This window comes from Fibrobacter sp., assembly GCF_017545445.1.
Classification (GTDB): domain Bacteria; phylum Fibrobacterota; class Fibrobacteria; order Fibrobacterales; family Fibrobacteraceae; genus Fibrobacter.
In genome coordinates this window covers 1-19,057 of record NZ_JAFWOM010000018.1, presented here as the reverse complement: position 1 = coordinate 19,057, position 19,057 = coordinate 1, and the positions used below count along the sequence as shown (strand labels likewise).

Genomic DNA, 19,057 nt, shown 5'->3' with positions numbered 1-19,057 from the left:
GTACGCGACATGTACGACCTGGGCGACAGCTTCCTGATGGTCGCCAGCGACCGTCTTTCCGCTTTTGACGTGGTGCTCCCCACCCCGATTCCTGGTAAGGGCAAAATCCTCAACCAGCTTTCGCTGTTCTGGTTCCAGCACCTCGGCATGAAGAACCACCTCATCACCGCCGACGTGAACGAATACCCGGCCGTGCTCAAGAAGCACGCCGACTACCTCCGTGGCCGCTCCATGATCGTGAAAAAGGCCCACCGCCATTCCGTGGAATGCATCGTGCGCGGTTACATCGTGGGTTCCGGCTGGAAGGACTACCAGAAGACCGGCAAGATTTGCGGTCACGTTCTCCCGGAAGGCCTGCAACTCTGCCAGAAGCTCGAAAAGCCGCTCTACACGCCGAGCACCAAGCCCGACGTTGGCCACGACGAAAACATCAGCTTCGAACAGACTTTCGACATCGTTGGCGAAAAGGTCGCAACGACTCTCCGCGACATGTCTTTGGACATCTACACGAAGGCCCGCGACTACGCCGCAAGCAAGGGCATCATCCTTGCCGACACCAAGTTCGAATTCGGTGAAATCGACGGCGAAACCATTCTCATCGACGAAGTGCTGACTCCGGACTCCAGCCGTTACTGGCCGGCAGACAAGTACCAGGTGGGCAAGAACCAGGAAAGCTTCGACAAGCAGTACGTTCGTGACTGGCTCGAAACTCTCGACTGGGGCAAGACCTACCCGGGTCCGGAAATTCCGCCTGAAGTCGTGAAGAACACGCTCGCCAAGTACGAAGAAATCTTCGTGCGCCTCACCGGCAAGCAGCCTGAATTATAAAAGACCGCTCGGCTCTATCGCATAAACAAGATTGTGATATTGAAAACGCGCAGACCATTTGGTCTGCGTTTTTTGCGTCATGTTGAGAAACCGTTACCATTCCAAGATTTCATAATTTCTAGGAACACGAACTTTTTGAGGTTCCGTTACTTTCCACACAACATTATTGCCGATGTTGCGGACGAGGCGGAAACCGGCCGCCACTCCACCATTGTAATTCGACTTGAAATACCCGTAATCTATATCTTTCCATTCGGGAATTGTCGCATGAAAAATATTGTTTTCATCTTTATTTAATAAAACCGTGTTGTCACCACCTTTTAAACAAGATGGACGATTTTTTAGAATTTTGAATGGATTTCTGTCTTCAAAAAGAACATGCTCCCAAACTAAGCCAAATATGTCATATAAACCATAGCCGTTAGGCAACAATTGACCCACAGGACTTGAATCGTAGAGGTCTTTACTCGTACCGAATAAGGCGTACTTGAGTACATGTTTTAGTTTTTCATCTGCTGGATAATTACTCCATGGTGCATTTTTTCTGTCTCCGCCACGAGCAAACATCATCCATTCGTCATAATAGGGAAGCCTATAACCATCAGATGTCGAATCAACTGTTACTTGAATAAATTCCTTGTCGTGATTTGTAAAATCAAAATATCCGATAACATATTTACCCTTTGATATAATGCGTTGCTCATCTTCGTTTGATTCTGAAAAGAGGTAATATGGTTTAAGTCCTTCGCGAATACTTCGTGCATTTGCGTATTCCATGGCCTGATACAAGAATACCGTATTTGCGGCAGAGTCATGGACGTCGCATTTCTCTTTAGGCAAGTCATTTCTTTTTCTGGACAACCATCCCGCATGAATTTCTTGTAAAGGCTTTGATTTAAAAGAAGTCTGTGCCGGAATACTGTCCCACATCAGTTGCGTAAATTCGCAGTTTGTTACAGGATATTTATCTACTAGAAACAATCCCGTTATGTATGCGAGCCTTTTAGGATCTTTTTTGTCAAATCCTAAAAGCACTTCTTCGTTCTTGAAATCAAGAAACTTCATACCGACTACTAAATTGATTTTATGCGAAATGCCGGAGTCGTGAAATTTCACGCTAATGGTACTGGTCCCAATAAGCGTCGGAGCCTGAATTTGCAAACAAGAATCATTGAGAGCTTTTGATTTTAGCGAGGTTTGCCATGCAAGAACTTTTGAGTCCATGCAAATTTTGACAGTTTCGTTTTTTTCGACTTCGAGCCAGATTTCGTCACCTAATGAATTGCAACTAAATTCAACAGTTCTGATGTCATCAGAACATGCCATGCAAAAGACGCTCAAAGCACACAACACTGTTTTGAAACAATTCATCCAAGCTCAATCCAAGTGGGTATTTATATGGACAAAAATACACAAAGCAAAGGCCCATCAACCACTTTTTTGCGAATTTTTGATACCAAATCGCACAATTTTTTAATTTTGGTATCATAATTTTTACTTTATCTACACCATTCTACAGGAATCCGCCGATTTTTTGATACCAAACTTGCAATTTTTTCGCTTTTGGTAACACACAATATCTCGAAAATCACGCAACAGCCCTAAATTCACTTAATTTGTTTAAATTTTTTGATACCAAAAAGACTTTTTTCAAGATTTTAGTAACACTTTTTTGCGAAAAAGCCATCGCAAGACTCCCAAAATCAAGCAAAACAAGTTTTTTTCGGTACGAACTAGGCATGCACTTGCTCAAACGAGGTTGAAATGTTTAGCAATCGCATAAACACGCATTTGAACAACGTGCGAGAATAGAAACTACTCCAGGTAGTATTCTCGCAACGCATCAATGGTAGCGGAAGGCACATGCATCCGCTGCGTGATGAAGTTCAACAGCGAACCGTATTCCGCATTAATTCGTTTGAGCGGGATTTCGAGATACTCGCGTTTGACGCTCACCAAGAAATGCAAAATATCGAGTTGCTCATCCGTCATTCCCGAAGCACGACCTTTGGCGGTCATCGCTTCAAGCGGCTTGCGGTACGAATTTTCGGATTCCGTATAATCGTCTAGAATAGCGTCGTCATCGGCCCCAAGGGCAGCTAGCATCAACGCTGAGCAAAAGCCGCAGCGGTCCTTGCCCGAAGTACAGTGCCATAGCACCGGAGCACCTTTTTGAGCGAGAATCATTTCAAAGACTTTCGCGTACTGCTTGCTCGCATAATCGCTATCTGCAAAATAATTGTAGAGTTTATCCTTCAGCGTTCCGGCAATCGGATGGCGGGCAATGCCAAAAAGAAATTCCATAAAATCGACGCCCGTTGCAGGCACCACCTGATCCTTGTTAAACGCATCGCCATGCATGGATTCGTCCAAAATGGGAATCAACGCCGAATCCATCCCATCGAGAAGTTTGTCCGGCTTTTGCATGTACTCAAAGTCTGAGCGCAAGTCAATCACTAAACGAACGCCAAAATCGTCACGCAAGCGGAGCAAATCATGTTCAGTCGCCTTAGACAAGTTGCCACTGCGGAAAAGCAAATTGTGCTTGACACGAGAACCACCCGCCGGAATCCCGCCGAGCTGTCGTGCATTATCAATGCATTCAAATTTCAAAACGTTGGGCATAAGTAGGTTATAGGTTTTAGGTGATAGGTTACAGATTATAATATAATGTTTTTCTACGCAAGCGCTATTCAGAAAATTATGGATCCTATCGCCAAATGCAATCCAAGAAATAATGGTTCCCCTCCGCAAGTGTAAAACAAGAAATAATGGTTTCCCTCCCTTCGGTCGAGAATGACGGCTTCGAGGATGACAGGCTCCAGGATGACTGTACCGATATCAAATATTCAGACGATAGCTTTGTCGAAGTGCCTTAAACCCTAATTACAAACTCCTAAAACCTAACCCCTATTACCTAAAAACCTATTCACTTCTTCACAATTCTCAGAACGCCCTGCTTGTTGTATTCGGGGTCCTCTTTTGCAAAGAACGTCTTCGTTTCCTGACGGAGCACGTAGGTTTCGTCATCCCCAAAATCAACGACACTCCCCGATTTTGCTGGGATACCGTCACCGAACAAGCTATCGGCGACCATCAGCAAAGCTTCTTCCGGGTCCTCGATAGAAGTCGAAATGCACAAGTCCGGCAAGGCGAACGTCGCAAGTCCAAGCGTATAGAGCGTCTCCCCTGAATTGATGATGTCAATCCACGGATCCATCGGATACTCGCCAGCCCCCAACAAATCGTAAAATGCGTCGGGCGTCCAAGATGTACCGGATTGTTGCATATAAACGCCAAGAGCCTTGGCATCAAACATTTTAGAAATAGCGACATTCACCATGCGAACGTCTTCCATGCTCTTCACGTTTCCAAGCAAGAACAGGAGCGACCGATGAGCAAACAAAGCTTTTTCTTCGTCTTCGGTCAAATCGCAATGCTCCCTGAAAATACTTAAAAGGTCCGCAGATGCATCTTGACGGACAACATTGAATTGCACACTGCAACCGGGAATCATCAATGTTTTTGTATCGGCAAGCACTTGAACATTTTCAGTAATCGCAAACGGTTCATCGACTGCAACAGAAAGCGGGAAAGCAAGAACAAACTGGTTCATATTCATTTCTCTTCAATTTTTTGAACAACTTTTTCAACAGCGAAACGGAGTAAATTTCGTGTTTCGATTTTGGGCATTCTGACACAAGAATCAAAAGCTTTAGTGAGCGAATCCGCAGACAGCTTATCGGCTGGAATATCAACGGCAACACCCGCTTTCGACAAATCATGTGCAAGGACAATCTGCTCGAACTGTCCAGGAGTCGGCACAAAAATACATTTAGCCCCAAGCTCCACCATATCCATCACGGTACTGTAGCCGCCGCGGCTCACCACGTAATCCGCCCGTTTTACGACATCCGCAAACGCATTGTTATCGAGATGCGTATGGAATTCAATATTTCCTTCAATCCAACTTTTGCGTTCCACCGAAGGTTTTCCAAGAATCATCAAATGACGCCCAGGAATTTCCATGAGAGCATGCCGCAACTGGGCTTCAAACTGCATCCGAGCAGGTTCTACGCCAGACACGATAGCCACGATTTTATACCGGCCATTCTTTTCCGAAACATCCCACTCGGCACTTGCAGAACGCGCCATAAATTCAGAGACACTCATCAAATCGACGTTGTCTTCGTCAATATTCAAAGGAGGCGTTGGAACAGTGCATTCCGAAAAACGCGACAATGTTCCCACATAACGAATCGGCTTATTATCGCCAGGAGTCGCCCCCGAATGCGAAAGGACGCCCGCATAGCCTGGGAAAAACTCCAAATCCGGCACCCAGACCTCGTCGAATTTACGCATCACATTCGCATGCCACAAGATTCCGACGCTTTCAAATGCAGCAAAGACCCGCGGGAAAGCAATACGCCGCTGGTGCGTCATGTAAATATTGAAAGCTTTTTTAGAATAAAACGCAAAGCGGTTGTCCGAAAACAGCATATCGTAACCGTGACGAGCGACCATTTCTTCGGCAAAATGATGTTCATAACGCATCACGGCATTCAAATGCATGCTGTTCTTGAGCAGCCACAAGGCCATGTTGTAGCCATGTTTTGGATAAATTATATTGTAGCTCGGAGCAATTCGCTGGCGGAGATCTGGGAACAACTCGCGATAGAAACTCGCATTCGCCTTCACGACAGCAAGTTCCACTTCGGCACCCGCCCGCAAGAACTCGCGGATAACGGGCACGCAACGCGTTGCATGTCCAAGCCCCCAATCCAGTGGAGCTACAAGGACCTTCATTTTTCAGCCTCTAGCCAGGCATCGGCCCAGTCACCATGGTCACAGTCTTTATTATCGCCCATCAACACACGTAAATTGATGGACCGTGCGCCCTTGATATTCAACCTTAAACGTTCCTTATCTGTCGTATAAAGCTTCTTGGAACGGTAAATTTCTCGGCCATCCGCTTCGACGGCAAAATAAGCACCATCGCCGCAGGCACTTTCATCGTCAAGCCCGACAACCACATTCAGCCAATCGAAGCTGCGCGGAAGCGAATATTCAATTCCTGAATTCGCGTGGCTTCCGATGCCGTAACGGAACGGTTCGCCGTCCAATGTGAGCTTGTTATGATCGACCGACGTATTCTTTTGCGGTTCGCCCCATTCCTGGAAGAACTTTTCCATCTTGAGGTTAGAAAGAAGTGCCACGTTATCGCCTTCAATAAAGAAATCCCTGTACGTCACGAGCGTATCTTCATCCGGCATGTAGCAGCTCAACACGACGCGGTTCATACCCGCACGAATCTTCGCGGAATCCAAGAGCAACGTATCGGCATTATTCGACACAAGCATTTCAGCCTGTTCCTTGTCGTTTAGCTTGTAGCCGCAAGCAATCGATTCCGGGAAGCGCTTGTTCACGACAATCATCCCGTTCGATTCCTCAGACACCATGAAGTTCTGTGCGTAATGCGAAACACCCTTCTTCGAAATGATCTTGTAAATGGCAAGCCCATAACCGAAATCACGAGCGTTCATCAACACACGTTCATTCTTGTAATTGCTGAGAATATCATCAATCTGATCCGTTGTTTTGAAGCCCACCACACGGCTTGCACGGTTGACCGTTCCATAGCCATCCTGACCACGGACAAGATAAATATTCCCATTGGACTTTTGCATCCATTCCACAAACGTCTCGGTGTTCCAGTTCTTGAAAGTACTTTCGCTAAACGAGGTGTGGCCCGAAGCGAGCATCTGCCAAGGCCTTGCGTATATAAACACGGAATTTTTCGGATACTTCGCGAGTTCCGTATTCAAGAAATCTTCTTCCGCCAGAAGTTTGTTCTTGTAATAGAGCATGTTCGCCTTATAGCTCGGAGCATGATAAAGCATCAACCCGACCGACAAAAGGCAAGCAACACCCGCTACAATCTTTGCGGCGGCATCGTCCTTCATCTTCGTCGTGAAAAGGAGAGCATCGTAAAGGCCGAGCGCCATCAAAAGCGCAAAGAGCGGGAGCGCGACCAGCACATAACGCTGGTTGATATCAATCGTAAACGTGCCCGACACATTCAAGAGAATCACGAAAATCTGCATGCAGAACGTGATGCCCAAGATGAATCCGCGAACGTAGCGGCGTGAGTAAATCATGCGGAACAAGAGCCACACCGTCGCCAAAAGCAAAATCACGGTAAACGTCGTGTAGAACGGATTTTCCATGATACCGCCAAAAGCCGAATCCTGCTTGAGGTTCATCATGACTTCGATGTTCGTCTTGAGGTTGAACCAGAAGTTCTCCAGCGAATGAGCCGCATGCGTTCCGCCCTGGAAATCATAACCGCGATACGCCGCCATCGTATTGATGGATGGCCAGCTCACCGCAATCACGGAAGCGACAAACGCAGGCAAGCGGTACGGCTTTTCGAGGAAGTAACGGTAATAGTAAAGAGCGAACGGGATAAACGCAAACACGGTCTCTTGGCGAGTTTGCGCAAAGAATCCGAGCAGAGGAACCGTAAAGAGGAAATGTTTCCACGTGACCTTGTTCGTCGGCACAAAAGCGTACCACGCCATGAGCACCGCAAGCAAGAGAATGTAAAGGACTTCTGTCGATGCCGACCGCGACTGCAACAGGTAAATCGGCATGCCGCCCAAGAACGCCGTCGCCGCAAGCGCAAGCTTATCACTCTTGAACCACTTGCAAAGCGCAAGGAAGAACGCAATCAAGCTCAAGATGTAGAACGGGTAGTTCACCAACAACGCCGTATCGCGATTCGGCGCCATGAAATTGAACGCCAGCGAATAGACAAAGCCGAGAGCCTTGCCCTTGAAGTTGTTCACCTCGGTCTTGCAATCCAGAACGCCATCCGTCCAGATGCCCTCGTTACAGACACCGCCCGTATGCTGGAAATACATCTGGAGTCCCATGGACTCCCAGCTCGTCTCGTCACTCAAGACGCGGTGCGTATTGCCAATGTTCGCGAAGATGAACGCCGAGAACACGATAAGCAACAAAGCGAGTCCGCAAAAACCTTTTCCGCTAGGCAAGAACCCTCGAATATGTTTTGCGACAAACGGGATATTGACAACGACTCCCGCCACAAGCAGCAAAAACGTGAGGAGGATGGAATAATAACCCCACTCGATATCCCAATGGCGAGCATAGGAGACCGAAAGATTATTAAAGATGACAAAAGCGGAAACGAGCACAACGGCTGTCACCACCAACATAATATTCTGAGGCTTATCCCAGTGAAGAGAATCCTTCCATTCAATAAAAGTCTGACGCAAAGACTTGCGCTTTACCTCGACCCTTCCTAGCGTATCTTTTTTCATAGTGCATTAAATATAACATTATGCACTTATTCCAAGGCGTTCTCTCGCAATTTTTTTGCCAGTTTGTACGTCAAATTTACCCGAACCGAGTTTCGGGAGTTCTTCCATCTTGAGAACAGCGCCGGGAACCATCAAAGGCGGGAGTCCAATTTGACGAAGCATCGTCTTGATTTCGTCTTCGGTCTTGTCGCCCGAATAAAGGAGCACAATCTTTTCGCCCTTCGTTCCATCGGGAACAGGCACTGCAATATGGTCGATTTCTTCGAACAAAGGGCTTTCCGAAATCTTGAAATCGACGGCACCGAGACTCACCATTTCGCCACCGAGCTTTGCAAAACGGCTATAGCGATCGACAATCGTCAAGAATCCGTCCTCGTCGATATGGCCCTTGTCGCCCGTCTTGTACCAACGGCGGCCATCAATCAAGGCAATCGCGTTCGCTGTGCGTTCGGGGTCGTTCAAATAACCCTTCATGATTTGCGCACCGCCAATCAAAATCAAGCCGTCCGTCCCCAGCGGGAGTTCTTCCATCGTTTCAGGATCCACGATGCGGAACTGGCACCCCGGCATCGGCACGCCCACAGTCCCCGGCTTGTTGCCTACCACGACCGTCTTGAAATCGTCGAGCAAGAAGTCCTTCGTATTGACAGAAGCAACCGGGGTCGTTTCAGTACAACCAAAGCCTTCGAAAATTTCAAGCTTGAACTTTGTTCTATACAAATTGCGAATGTCTTCGCGTATTTTTTCGGCACCCGCAAAAATGCAGCGCACATGTTCGAACATCAACGGATGGATATAGCGGCTCGTGCCCCACATACGCAGGAACGTCCCCGTCGCGACCATAATCGTCACCTTGAATTCCGCCGCCATGCGGCCAATCAAGCGGATGTCGGTCGGGTCGGGGCATGTCGCCACAGGAATGCCTTCCACCATGCAAAGCATTGTCGTAATCGAAAAACCGAACGCATGGAACATCGGCAAAAGCCCAAGGAACACATCTTCGGGACCCACGTTTATCACGCTTGCGCACTGTTTGATGTTGCCCATCAAGTTGAAATGCGTGAGTTCAACTCCCTTCGGCGTCCCTTCGGAACCGGAACTGAAAATAATCGTCGCCACATCGTCAATGCTCACCTTCTTGAAGAACCGTGCTTCGAGATACCAAACCGGCAAAAACATCACGCGCAAGAAGTTCAGTATAAGCGTAGGCTTTTTCACGTACTGCTTGCCCAAATCTTCCATGTAATAAACTTTATAATTGCAGAGGAGCTTCCCTTCAAGGTCAACGCCTTTCTGTTTTAGCTTATCTACAAACGCATGGGCGGTCACAATCGTCTTGACCCCCGCCACCTTGCAGCAGAAATCCATCGTCTCCGGCGTGCTGGAATAATTCAAGTTGCAAACCGTTTTCGCCTTGATGAGCATGGCCAAGTTCGTAAAAATTCCAGGCCCTGACGGCGGAATCAAGATGCCCACGCACTTTTCATCCTTGCCAAGGAGCTTATCAAAAATATTCGCAAACGTAAGAGCCGCAGTCGCAAGCGAATAGCCCGAAAAATGCTTTCCGTCCGGGCTGAACACCACCGGCGAACTCTTCCGACGCTTTGCAGCTCGAATCCAGCTGTTCGCCACCGGACGCAACCTGCGGATGTAAGCTTCCCACGCCGTAATCGAGAGTTCCTGAATAGAACGCATCATCTGCACATGGCCACAATCGATCGGCATTGGCTTTCCGAACGCAACCGAGACAATACGTCCCCCGCTGTGCACCGTGTCCTGGTAACCGGCACTCGCCATGGAATAAGAACTTCCCCACAAGCCTTGCACATAAAGCGGCAACTGCACGAGGTTTGGCACATCCTTGATGGCTGAACTGTAATCCATGCGGAAACGCGTCACATTGCCCGTCGGCGAAAGAGCATTCTCGGGGAACACCACCACAGCCTCGCCACGCAACAGCGATTCATGAGCCTCCGCCATCGCCTTTTCGGGGTGAGCCAAATCCAGGTCAATAACGTTCATCTGCGAAAGAATCAGACGCACGTACCATTTTTCGTACGAACGACGGCTCAGCACAAAGCGGAGCGGACGCGGGCTTGCCATCTGGATAAGCGCCCAGTCGATGTAAGAAATATGGTTACTGACCAAGAATACAGGACCTTCCCACGGCAAATTTTTGAGACCGTTTACGATAAACTTGTAGTGAAGCGAAAGCGTCGTGCGGAGCAGTTGACGGAGCAAAGACTGCGGCATAATCCACAACGCCCAAATTGTCGCCCCCGTGCAGAAAACGCCCAGCAAAAAGAAAAGGTCCATGCGGTCGAGTCCGAGCAAACGCATCGACAAAATCGCAAGCACGTCAAACGCAATCACGCAAATGTTCTGCACCGCATTGTTCACCGCAAGCACATGACCCGCAGACCTCGGCTTTGAGTTGTACAACAGTAACGCAAACATCGGGAGCATGTACATGCCCGCACAAAAGCCGAGCAGAGTAAAGGCTATCGCATTGTACGGCCTCGGGATAAACGGAATCAAGAAAATCAAAACCGCAGAACCCGCCGTCCCCATCGGCACAAGCCCCGTCTCGATAAAATTGTTCGACATGCGCATCGCAAACGCAAAGCCACCAATCAAGCCAATCGCAGCGCCCAAAATAGCGTAATTGACAAGAGCATCTACACCAAAAAGCGACCCCGAACTGAACTGGTCCTGAATCACAAAGAGCATGAGGAATATCAACACCCAGAACATCGAAAGCCCGATGATGGACTGACGAATACCGCGATTGCTCCACGCCTTCGAGAACTTGCGACGCGCAAAGAGCAAATTCCAGTAACGCTCCCACGGGAACTTCATATCCTTGTCGAAGCAGCCAATGGCCGGAAGCCTCGTTGCAAAAACAATCCCAAGCAGTTGCCACACGCCAACAGCGGCAATCACCGGCAACCACGCCCCATGATAACTCGCAAACGCAAGCCCAAGCAACGTCAAAACGAACGCGCTAAAGCTCACAATCATGAGGATACCCGTACCGTACGCGAGATTCCTCACGCCCATCAGTTCCTTGAGGTAGCCGCCACGCGCCGGAGACTGGAACGCCTGCAGAATAAAGAATAGCCCCACCGATGTAAGCACCAGCGGAACGCTTTTTTCAAAAACTCCAAAACAAAAAAGCCCAAGCACCGGTATAGACAAAAGCGTCGTATATAATAAAATCCGTTCCTTGGGATACTTGTCCGAAAAATAACCCGCCGGGGTCAAAAGCAAAATACAAGGCAGCAAGAGAAGCAAATGCAACACGTAAAATTGCCAAGACCCAGTCGCCGAGAACCCCATGCGGCTAAAAACCAGTTCCATCGTTCCAAAAATTATCGTAGAAATAGCCACCTGCGAAAACGCGAGGCCATAGAAGGAGAAGAAACCTTGGTTCTTTTTCATGAAATATCCCTGTATATATCCCTATATAATAACAGTAAAAAATTAATACTTTAAATCAAGCAACGAAAAATAGTAATGTAAAAATAACCACCTTACGGCCTCTTTTGCCCCTCACAGAATACAGGGAATCCAATAATCCTTATTACGCCGTAATGAGGCTATATAATACAGAGGCTCTTAGAAAGTTATTTTTTTTTGCAAAAATAGACATTAGTTTGATAATTTTTTACTAGAAAAGATTACAAATTATACAAGCCTTTTATTTATATTAAAGTAAAGGTTGTGTTAATTGTTTGGAGGAGTAAAAAAATGTTTTACAAACACTGGAAAAAGATATCGCTTGCATTGACCGCATTTTTTTGGGCCAGCTGCAACAACAACACTACTGTAGTAGAACCTCCTCTTTACGGATGCCCGCCCGAAGGATGCGGCAATCAACCCATCAGTTCCAGCGAGGCAAGTCCAGAATCCAGCTCCAGCGAAGCGACCGTGCAGTCCTCCTCTAGTAGCGAAGCCGTTTCTTCGAGCGGTACCGCCGAAAGTTCCAGCAGTTTCGTACTACCAGCGCCCGCATACGGCGTTGTAGCAACCCCCTGTTACGAAGACAGCAAAGGCGTAAAAACAAACGGCGAAATCGCAGAAACAAAGCTCTATTGCGATGATGGTGTGATCTGCAAAGAAACTGAAGTTCTCAAAGATGTCGGCCCCGAACCATGCTACACCAGCGACGATGGCGACCTTAAAGGAGCGGTCGTCTGCCCTGATTACGGAGTTGTCATCGTCACCGAAAAGACTTACAACTGCAACGGAATCAAATTCAACGAAGCCGAATTCCGCTCCCGCTATTACAACGCAGGCATCAAGCCGCCCAGTTCCAGCAGCACCGAACAAAGCTCCAGCAGCCAGGTTTCGTGCATGAACGACCCGACCTCGTTTTTTTACTATGATCGTTCAGAACAATACACCGAAAGTAAAGCCATATCTAATGCCACCTCTAAAGCCAAGCGGGATGCATCCCGTAAAATCAGCGATATAGTCATTGAACAATTCAAAGACAAAGATGTTCCCAAATGCCTCGATACCATCCAAAACTCTCTCGAAAGCGAATTTGCACCAGTGTATGGCGCACAATGGGGCTATCCAATGCCAAAGGATTTCAAGTGTAGCGACGGCACGACAATACCCACCAAAGAATATCTCGAACAGCAAGAATTTGACAAAGAACAAGCAAAGAAAAAGCCTCAATACGATGAAAAATACAACGAAGTTTACAAAAAAGAAACAGAAAAGCTCGAAGAAAAAATAAATAATTGCCTAGAATCAAATCAGCCAATATCCAGTTCTAGTGAAGGCACTCCCAAAAGTTCCAGTTCCGCCGAAGTGACATGCACGCCCGGAGATTCACTCATCTCGTACTACGTACCCTCTTATTCGGCAGACGTCGCCAAGATGAACGCCGAAGAACGCGCAAAACGAGCCGGAGTTGCACAAATTGATAGCCTCAAAAAAACAATGCAAACGACTCCGCAGTGCCTTGCAAACTTGCGCCAAGAACTCGACATGTTCGTCGCTCTATACGGAGCACCTGTCACACTCCCCAAAGATGAAGTTTGCAGCGACGGAACAACACGCCCAACAAAGGAATACCTCGACTATCTGAAAATGAAAGAGGAATGGGAAAAGAACAAGCCCGCGCTTGACGAAGAATGCCAAAAGATTTACGAAGATAAGTTGAACGAAATCAAGCAACGAATCGAAAAATGTACAAGCAGTGAGCTGTGAGCCTAGAGCGATGAGACTGGAGCATCATCAACCACTGTTTACTAACCACAAACTTTAGACGAAAGAAATTAAAAATGAAGAATGAATAATTAAGAATATTTTTCTCATTTTTCATTTTTAACCTTTCATTTTTAATTCAATCTAACCCCTAACTCCTAACCACCAACGGCCTTCGGCCTACTGTTTACTAATCACCACCTCTATGTTCTACAAGCACTGGAAAATAATTACACTTGTACTGACCGCCCTGATCTGGGGCGGTTGTAGTGACGATTCTTCAAGCAATAGCAAAGAACCGATTGCCTGCGAATTGGATCATATGTGGAGCCCCGACGACCCTTCATGCACAAAGCCCTACTCATGCACAGAAACCTACTATTGCCATGACAAGGTCGTTTGCTTCCTGGAAACCGTCGATAAGACGAAAACTTTTGACTGTCGCGATGAACAGGACAACAAGACTATCTATACCGAAGACGAATTCAATTCAAAATACTATGTAAAAAGTGAACGCATTCATTAGAAAAATATTCATTTTCTACTTCCATTTATATAATTTATACCTAACCACCAACCACTTCCTACCGACTACTTCCGACTTCCGACTTTAATTATGAACATCCGCAAGCACTGGAAAAAACTTTTGCTCACGACGACAGCCCTCTTTTGGGCAAGTTGCACGAGCGAAAACGACAACGCGCTCCCGACAATAGCTCAGGACACGTCATCCGCTGTTGACCCCGGCATAAGCTCCGACAGTAATATCGCAAGCTCTAGCGAAAATGCCGCCGCAAGCAGTTCTTCCGAAGCATCCGCACCGAGTTCCAACAGCATTACGCAGTCCAGCTCCAGCGAAGCAAATCCGTCCAGTTCCAGTAGTTTAAATCTTAACGCCTACAAACTTGCAAGCGACCCAAGCATCACATGCACACCAAGCTATATCAATGGCGGCAAATGCCTCGACTCTGAAGATTTTTATAATGCAAGAGACAACATTCTCGAAAAAATCGAAAAACACAAAAAAATACTTGAAGAAAACCAGACATTGACATTGGAACAGCTAGATTCCCTCGAAGAAGAAATAATCAAGGCTAATAAACAATGGGAGACACAAACACGTTCTTATTATACAAATAGAAATTCAAACTGCGTTCATATGGATCCTGGAACGTTGGTATATAATTGTTCAAACAACGAAAGCTACGAAGCCAGTACATTAGCAACCGATTACGACAATCACATTCTCTATACAAAAGAAGAACACAGAGCAAAGTTTCCTGAAAAATACCAATCCAGTTCAAGTTCGGAGCCGAAATCCAGTAGCAGCGCCACGCCTCCGTCTCCGCTTTGTCAAAAAAGCGATTTTACCACAGAAGCCGATTTCGATAAAGCGTGGGAAGATGACAAAAAAGAACTTTTAGACATCGCCAAGAAAGAACTCGGAAACAACCTTGCCGAAAAAGACTCTATTTGTCTTGACCGCGTAGAAAACACTTATTTGTATCCATCCACAGATGTTATTGCTAAAAAGCAAACCTGCGACGGTGAAACAATCGTGAATCCGCGCTATCTACAGAAACTAGACACACTCAAAACATCGGTAAAAAAACGAATCGACAAATGCATAGAATATTCAAAAATCGAACAAATTGCATGTGATATCAGCGCGATGTGCCCCGAATACGGCGTTGATTCTAAATGCACTTACAAATACAGTTGCAATGACGGAGTCTCTTGTCGAAGAACTGAAGGCGAACGCGATTTGAATTGCAGCAACAAGCAAGGCGAAAATTTCAAATACACCCAAGAGGAATTCGAAAAGAAATATTATGAGAAAAGCAGTTATTAGTTTAGTCATTGGTCCACTCCCCTACAACCTATTACCTAAAACCTAACACCTAATTATGTACAAGCACTGGAAAAAAATTTTTCTTGCAATAGCCGCTCTATTCTGGAGCGGTTGCAACGATAATTCGTCAAGCGACAACCCTTCAACGGGCAACGAACTTGTCGCATGCGATCTAGACTACAACTGGTGTCCAGACGACCCATCCTGTACGAACACCTACTATTGCGAAGATGAAACCGTCTGTTTTCAACAAACGGAAAACAAAATAATTACTTTAGACTGCCGCGATAAACATGACAACAAGACAATCTACACCGAAAACGAATTCAAATCAAAATACTATGTAAAAAGCGAACGCATTCATGCCGAAGTCGAATCATATCATGAATCCAGTTCCAGTTTTGCGGAAACCAACTTGAGCAGCAACACCGAAGCAGTCAAGCCACTCATAAACTGCTATAACGACACCGCATTAAATGACAAAGGACAATCCTTTGATATTATATCATGCGACGATGGAAATAAATATCTACGAGACCATTCTGTATATAGCGAAGTTCCTAAGGAACGTGAAAAAGTCCCAAAAGATGTACAAATATTTGCCCCTACTCCGGGTTCTGAAAAAGCTGCAAACTGTACAAAAGGACCAAGGAAATGTCATGACTATAAGCTCAGAGATGAAAATGGAAACACTGTAAAAAATGTCGGAGGTTGTAACTACAACACAATCACATGTCCAGCCAAGCCCTAGACTACAACAGCAAAATCTATTAGTCAATGGTCATTAGTCATTGGTCCACACCCCTACCACCTAAAACCTATTACCTAAAACCTACCACCTAATTATGTACAAGCACTGGGAAAAAATCGCACTCGCCCTGACCGCCTTTTTCTGGGGTGGTTGCAACGACAATTCGTCTTCTAGCAACGAGCCTACAGCATGCTCACTTACTATAGGGTGCCCTGAATACGGAGTTGCGGGCTATTACTGTGAAGACGGCCTTCATCCGAACGATAACGGTCAAAACTGCACCTACCAACCGCCTCCAAAATGCCAAAAATATTATCATTGTGAAGACGGTGTTTCTTGTTGGGCATATGAAGATGAAACCACTCTAAATTGCACCGACAAACAAGGCAAAGAAATCAAATACACCCAAAAGGAATTCGAAAAAAATTATTATGAGGAAAACCGTTATTAGTTTAGTTATTAGCCAATAGTCAATGAAAGTGGTTAGGCCCTTGGGCCGTAAATAGGAATGTAAAAGGAACGTTCTTATCGCAATCCTAACCACTAACCACCAACCACTAATCACTACCCAAGCCCCTACAACCTATCCCCTACCACCTAAAGCCTATGCAACTCTCTCTTAAAAAGAAACTCGCTCTCGAAGCTTACCGCCTTTACCGCCACAACGAAATCAAGGCGCACCCGCTCACGTATTTTTTCTGGGAATGCACGCTCCGCTGCAATTTGCACTGTTTGCACTGCGGTAGCGACTGCGTCAAGGACGCCATCCCCGACATGCCCCGCGAAGACTTCATGGGCGTACTCGACAAACTCGCCCCACACATCGACCCGAAGCACTTTATCGTGGTAATTACCGGCGGCGAACCGCTCATGCGCCCAGACCTCGAAGAATGCGGACAGGAAATCAAAAAACGCGGCTACCCCTGGGGCATGGTCACGAACGGCCTTGCAATGACTCCCGAACGCTACACGCGACTCCTGAACGCAGGGCTGCGTTCGCTCACCATCAGCCTCGACGGCCTCGAAGCGAACCACAACCATTTCCGCGGCGACCCGCATAGCTTTGAACGCGCCGTACGAGCCATCGACATGGCCGCCCACACGCAAGGACTCACCTTCGACGTGATGACGTGCGTGAACCGCGAGAACTTGAAGGAACTCCCCCGCATCTTGGACTTGCTTCTGAAAATCGGCGTGAAGCGCTGGCGCATTGCAACGGTGTTCCCGAAGGGCCGCGCCAAGGACAATCCGCTGTTCCAGCTCACGAACCAAGAATTCCGCCAAGTGTTCGACTTCATCCGCGAAGTAAAATCGCTGAACGTCATCAACGTGAACTACGGTTGCGAAGGGTTCCTCGGCAGTTACGAAAAAGACGCTCGCAACTACCCGTTCTTCTGCCGAGCCGGTGTAAACGTCAGTTCCGTGCTTTGCGACGGCAGCATCTCGGCATGCCCGAGCCTGCGCGGTGACTACATCCAAGGCAACATCTACAAAGACGACTTGTGGGATGTGTGGCAAAACCGCTACCAAGTCATGCGCGACCGCAGCTGGGCCAAAATCGGTGACTGCAAAAAATGCAAGTACTGGCGCTACTGCGAAGGTTCCAGCCTACACTTAAGAGACGAGAAAACGAAAGAGCTTGCCTATTGCCATGTCCAGCGTCTCGAAGATGCCGGAGCGTGATGATTCAAAAAATCAAAAATTTTTACGATTGGCAAAAACGCGACTAACGACAAAAAAACTCCCAAATTAATGGGAGTTTTTGTTTTTGAATAGCCAGGACTTTATCAATCAACTTCTTTATAATCCTTTACGCAACGGACCGGCAGGACATTTTTTTTCAATGATGCATTACGCTCCGAGTACCACCCCAAAGTTCTGAAGGCACAAACACCCGCAAATTCTTTATCGGTTTCTTTAGGCAGCCAAAAATCACCATATTCAAGAACACCGCCAAATTTGCAACCAGACGAACCACCGCAGCTTCCCATACCGGTCAACAGAGCCGAAAAACCACTCGCATTAGAACCACTAACAACTTCAGACAAAACTCTCCAATTAGACTCATCAGCTCCAATCATCGTACGCCATTCAAACCCGTTCATCACGTGCCAACCTTCTGGGCAGACGCCCCTAACCTGAAGATAATTCCAATCAGAATCATAAACGACACCAGTCGCTACAGAATCTGGGCATTCTGGCGTAGTTCCCGTCCACACGCTGTCACAAGCTTTGGGGAGTCCCATCGTTTCGCTCCAACTGTACATGCCGCCAAAGTAATTTTCGCAATACCACGGGTCATCGTCATAGCAATACTTTTCTACCTTTTTGTCGTCAAATTCCGTTGTTCCTAGTTTTATTTGCGTACCGTAGTTCAAATTTTGTGCGAAAACTTCAAATTGCTCATATTTCGATTTTATAACAACAGTCTTATATTCCTGACCATCACGAGAATCCTTGAACGTCCCGTATTCAATTTCATCATTAAAGACGCTGTCCTTCGGAAACCGTTCCTTGAACGTCAAAACCTTTTGGGAGGAACTAGAGAAATAGTACAAAACGGAAATACCATCCTTACATATATACCATTCATATTCTCCCGTTGTTTTATTCTTACGTTCAACAAGCTCCCCTTCCACCGAACATGTAAACACCTTGCTTGACGAACTCGATGATTTCTTGACAACGCTTGACGATGAGGACTTGCCAACACTTGAAGAGCCAACGGAATTCACACGGCTGCTGGAGGACTCTTTTTTGCTAGAACTGGATACCGATCCCGGAACCCGTTCGGCACACTCAGGGCAGGCTCCGGCCGGGATGACAAAAGAAGAGGATGACAAATCATTTACGGAAGTTCCGCTATCGTCGCCGCAGGCGACAAGGCATAATGTTATGACAAGAAGAATGGATCCTATCGCACTAGAGTTTATCCCGGACTTGTTCCGGGACGCTCCAGGATGACAGAATGACGGCACTTCAAGATGGCTCTTGGAGAATTCCCGCAGCATGCCAAAATTCATACAAAACCTCCATAAAAACCTAACAAACAAAGCCTACAAT

General features: G+C 46.8%; 14 protein-coding genes. 7 read left to right on the top strand and 7 right to left on the bottom strand.

Going from position 1 to position 19,057, the window contains the following annotated elements:
* The coding region (locus tag IKG78_RS02090; protein WP_290938654.1) for a phosphoribosylaminoimidazolesuccinocarboxamide synthase at positions 1–828 on the top strand (828 nt) is incomplete at its 5' end.
* A gap of 93 nt (positions 829–921) precedes the next feature.
* On the opposite strand, the gene IKG78_RS02085 is transcribed toward IKG78_RS02090, so the two are convergent.
* The 6 genes from IKG78_RS02085 to IKG78_RS02060 all read right to left on the bottom strand — a co-directional run bounded on the left by IKG78_RS02085 (position 922) and on the right by IKG78_RS02060 (position 11,612).
* A complete protein-coding gene (locus IKG78_RS02085; RefSeq protein WP_290938652.1) occupies positions 922–1,893 on the bottom strand; it encodes an SUMF1/EgtB/PvdO family nonheme iron enzyme in 972 nt (323 codons plus the stop codon).
* Between the two features lie 750 nt (positions 1,894–2,643).
* Positions 2,644–3,453 carry a tyrosine-protein phosphatase gene (locus IKG78_RS02080; protein ID WP_290938650.1) on the bottom strand — a complete coding sequence of 270 codons (810 nt, stop codon included), beginning with the start codon at positions 3,451–3,453 and terminating at the stop codon, positions 2,644–2,646.
* Between the two features lie 304 nt (positions 3,454–3,757).
* On the bottom strand, positions 3,758–4,444 hold the full coding sequence (locus IKG78_RS02075; protein ID WP_290938648.1) for a hypothetical protein: 687 nt from the start codon (positions 4,442–4,444) through the stop codon (positions 3,758–3,760).
* Positions 4,445–4,446: 2 nt separating this feature from the next.
* On the bottom strand, positions 4,447–5,634 hold the full coding sequence (locus tag IKG78_RS02070; protein WP_290938646.1) for a glycosyltransferase: 1,188 nt from the start codon (positions 5,632–5,634) through the stop codon (positions 4,447–4,449).
* Positions 5,631–8,171 (bottom strand): NPCBM/NEW2 domain-containing protein, encoded by a 2,541-nt coding sequence (locus IKG78_RS02065; protein ID WP_290938644.1) that lies wholly within the window; start codon positions 8,169–8,171, stop codon positions 5,631–5,633. The genes IKG78_RS02070 and IKG78_RS02065 overlap by 4 nt, the downstream gene beginning before the upstream one ends.
* 18 nt (positions 8,172–8,189) lie before the next feature.
* Entirely contained in the window at positions 8,190–11,612 is a 3,423-nt protein-coding gene (locus IKG78_RS02060; RefSeq protein WP_290938642.1) for an MFS transporter, read from the bottom strand.
* Positions 11,613–11,921: 309 nt separating this feature from the next.
* Between IKG78_RS02060 and IKG78_RS02055 the strand changes: the two genes are divergently transcribed.
* From IKG78_RS02055 to IKG78_RS02030, 6 genes are all read left to right on the top strand, one after another.
* Entirely contained in the window at positions 11,922–13,394 is a 1,473-nt protein-coding gene (locus tag IKG78_RS02055) for a hypothetical protein (protein WP_290938640.1), read from the top strand.
* A gap of 202 nt (positions 13,395–13,596) precedes the next feature.
* Positions 13,597–13,917 carry a hypothetical protein gene (locus IKG78_RS02050; protein WP_290938638.1) on the top strand — a complete coding sequence of 107 codons (321 nt, stop codon included), beginning with the start codon at positions 13,597–13,599 and terminating at the stop codon, positions 13,915–13,917.
* A gap of 90 nt (positions 13,918–14,007) precedes the next feature.
* Positions 14,008–15,243 carry a hypothetical protein gene (locus IKG78_RS02045; RefSeq protein WP_290938636.1) on the top strand — a complete coding sequence of 412 codons (1,236 nt, stop codon included), beginning with the start codon at positions 14,008–14,010 and terminating at the stop codon, positions 15,241–15,243.
* A 55-nt stretch (positions 15,244–15,298) separates the two neighbouring features.
* Positions 15,299–15,994 (top strand): hypothetical protein, encoded by a 696-nt coding sequence (locus IKG78_RS02040; protein WP_290938634.1) that lies wholly within the window; start codon positions 15,299–15,301, stop codon positions 15,992–15,994.
* A 94-nt stretch (positions 15,995–16,088) separates the two neighbouring features.
* Complete coding sequence (locus IKG78_RS02035; protein WP_290938632.1) at positions 16,089–16,445, top strand: hypothetical protein; 357 nt, start codon at positions 16,089–16,091, stop codon at positions 16,443–16,445.
* A 155-nt stretch (positions 16,446–16,600) separates the two neighbouring features.
* Positions 16,601–17,677: a TIGR04133 family radical SAM/SPASM protein gene (locus IKG78_RS02030; protein WP_290938630.1), complete on the top strand. Its 1,077-nt coding sequence runs from the start codon at positions 16,601–16,603 to the stop codon at positions 17,675–17,677.
* Positions 17,678–17,781: 104 nt separating this feature from the next.
* On the opposite strand, the gene IKG78_RS02025 is transcribed toward IKG78_RS02030, so the two are convergent.
* Positions 17,782–19,017, bottom strand: coding sequence for an FISUMP domain-containing protein (locus IKG78_RS02025; protein WP_290938628.1), 1,236 nt, complete (start codon positions 19,015–19,017; stop codon positions 17,782–17,784).
* Positions 19,018–19,057 lie beyond the last annotated feature (40 nt).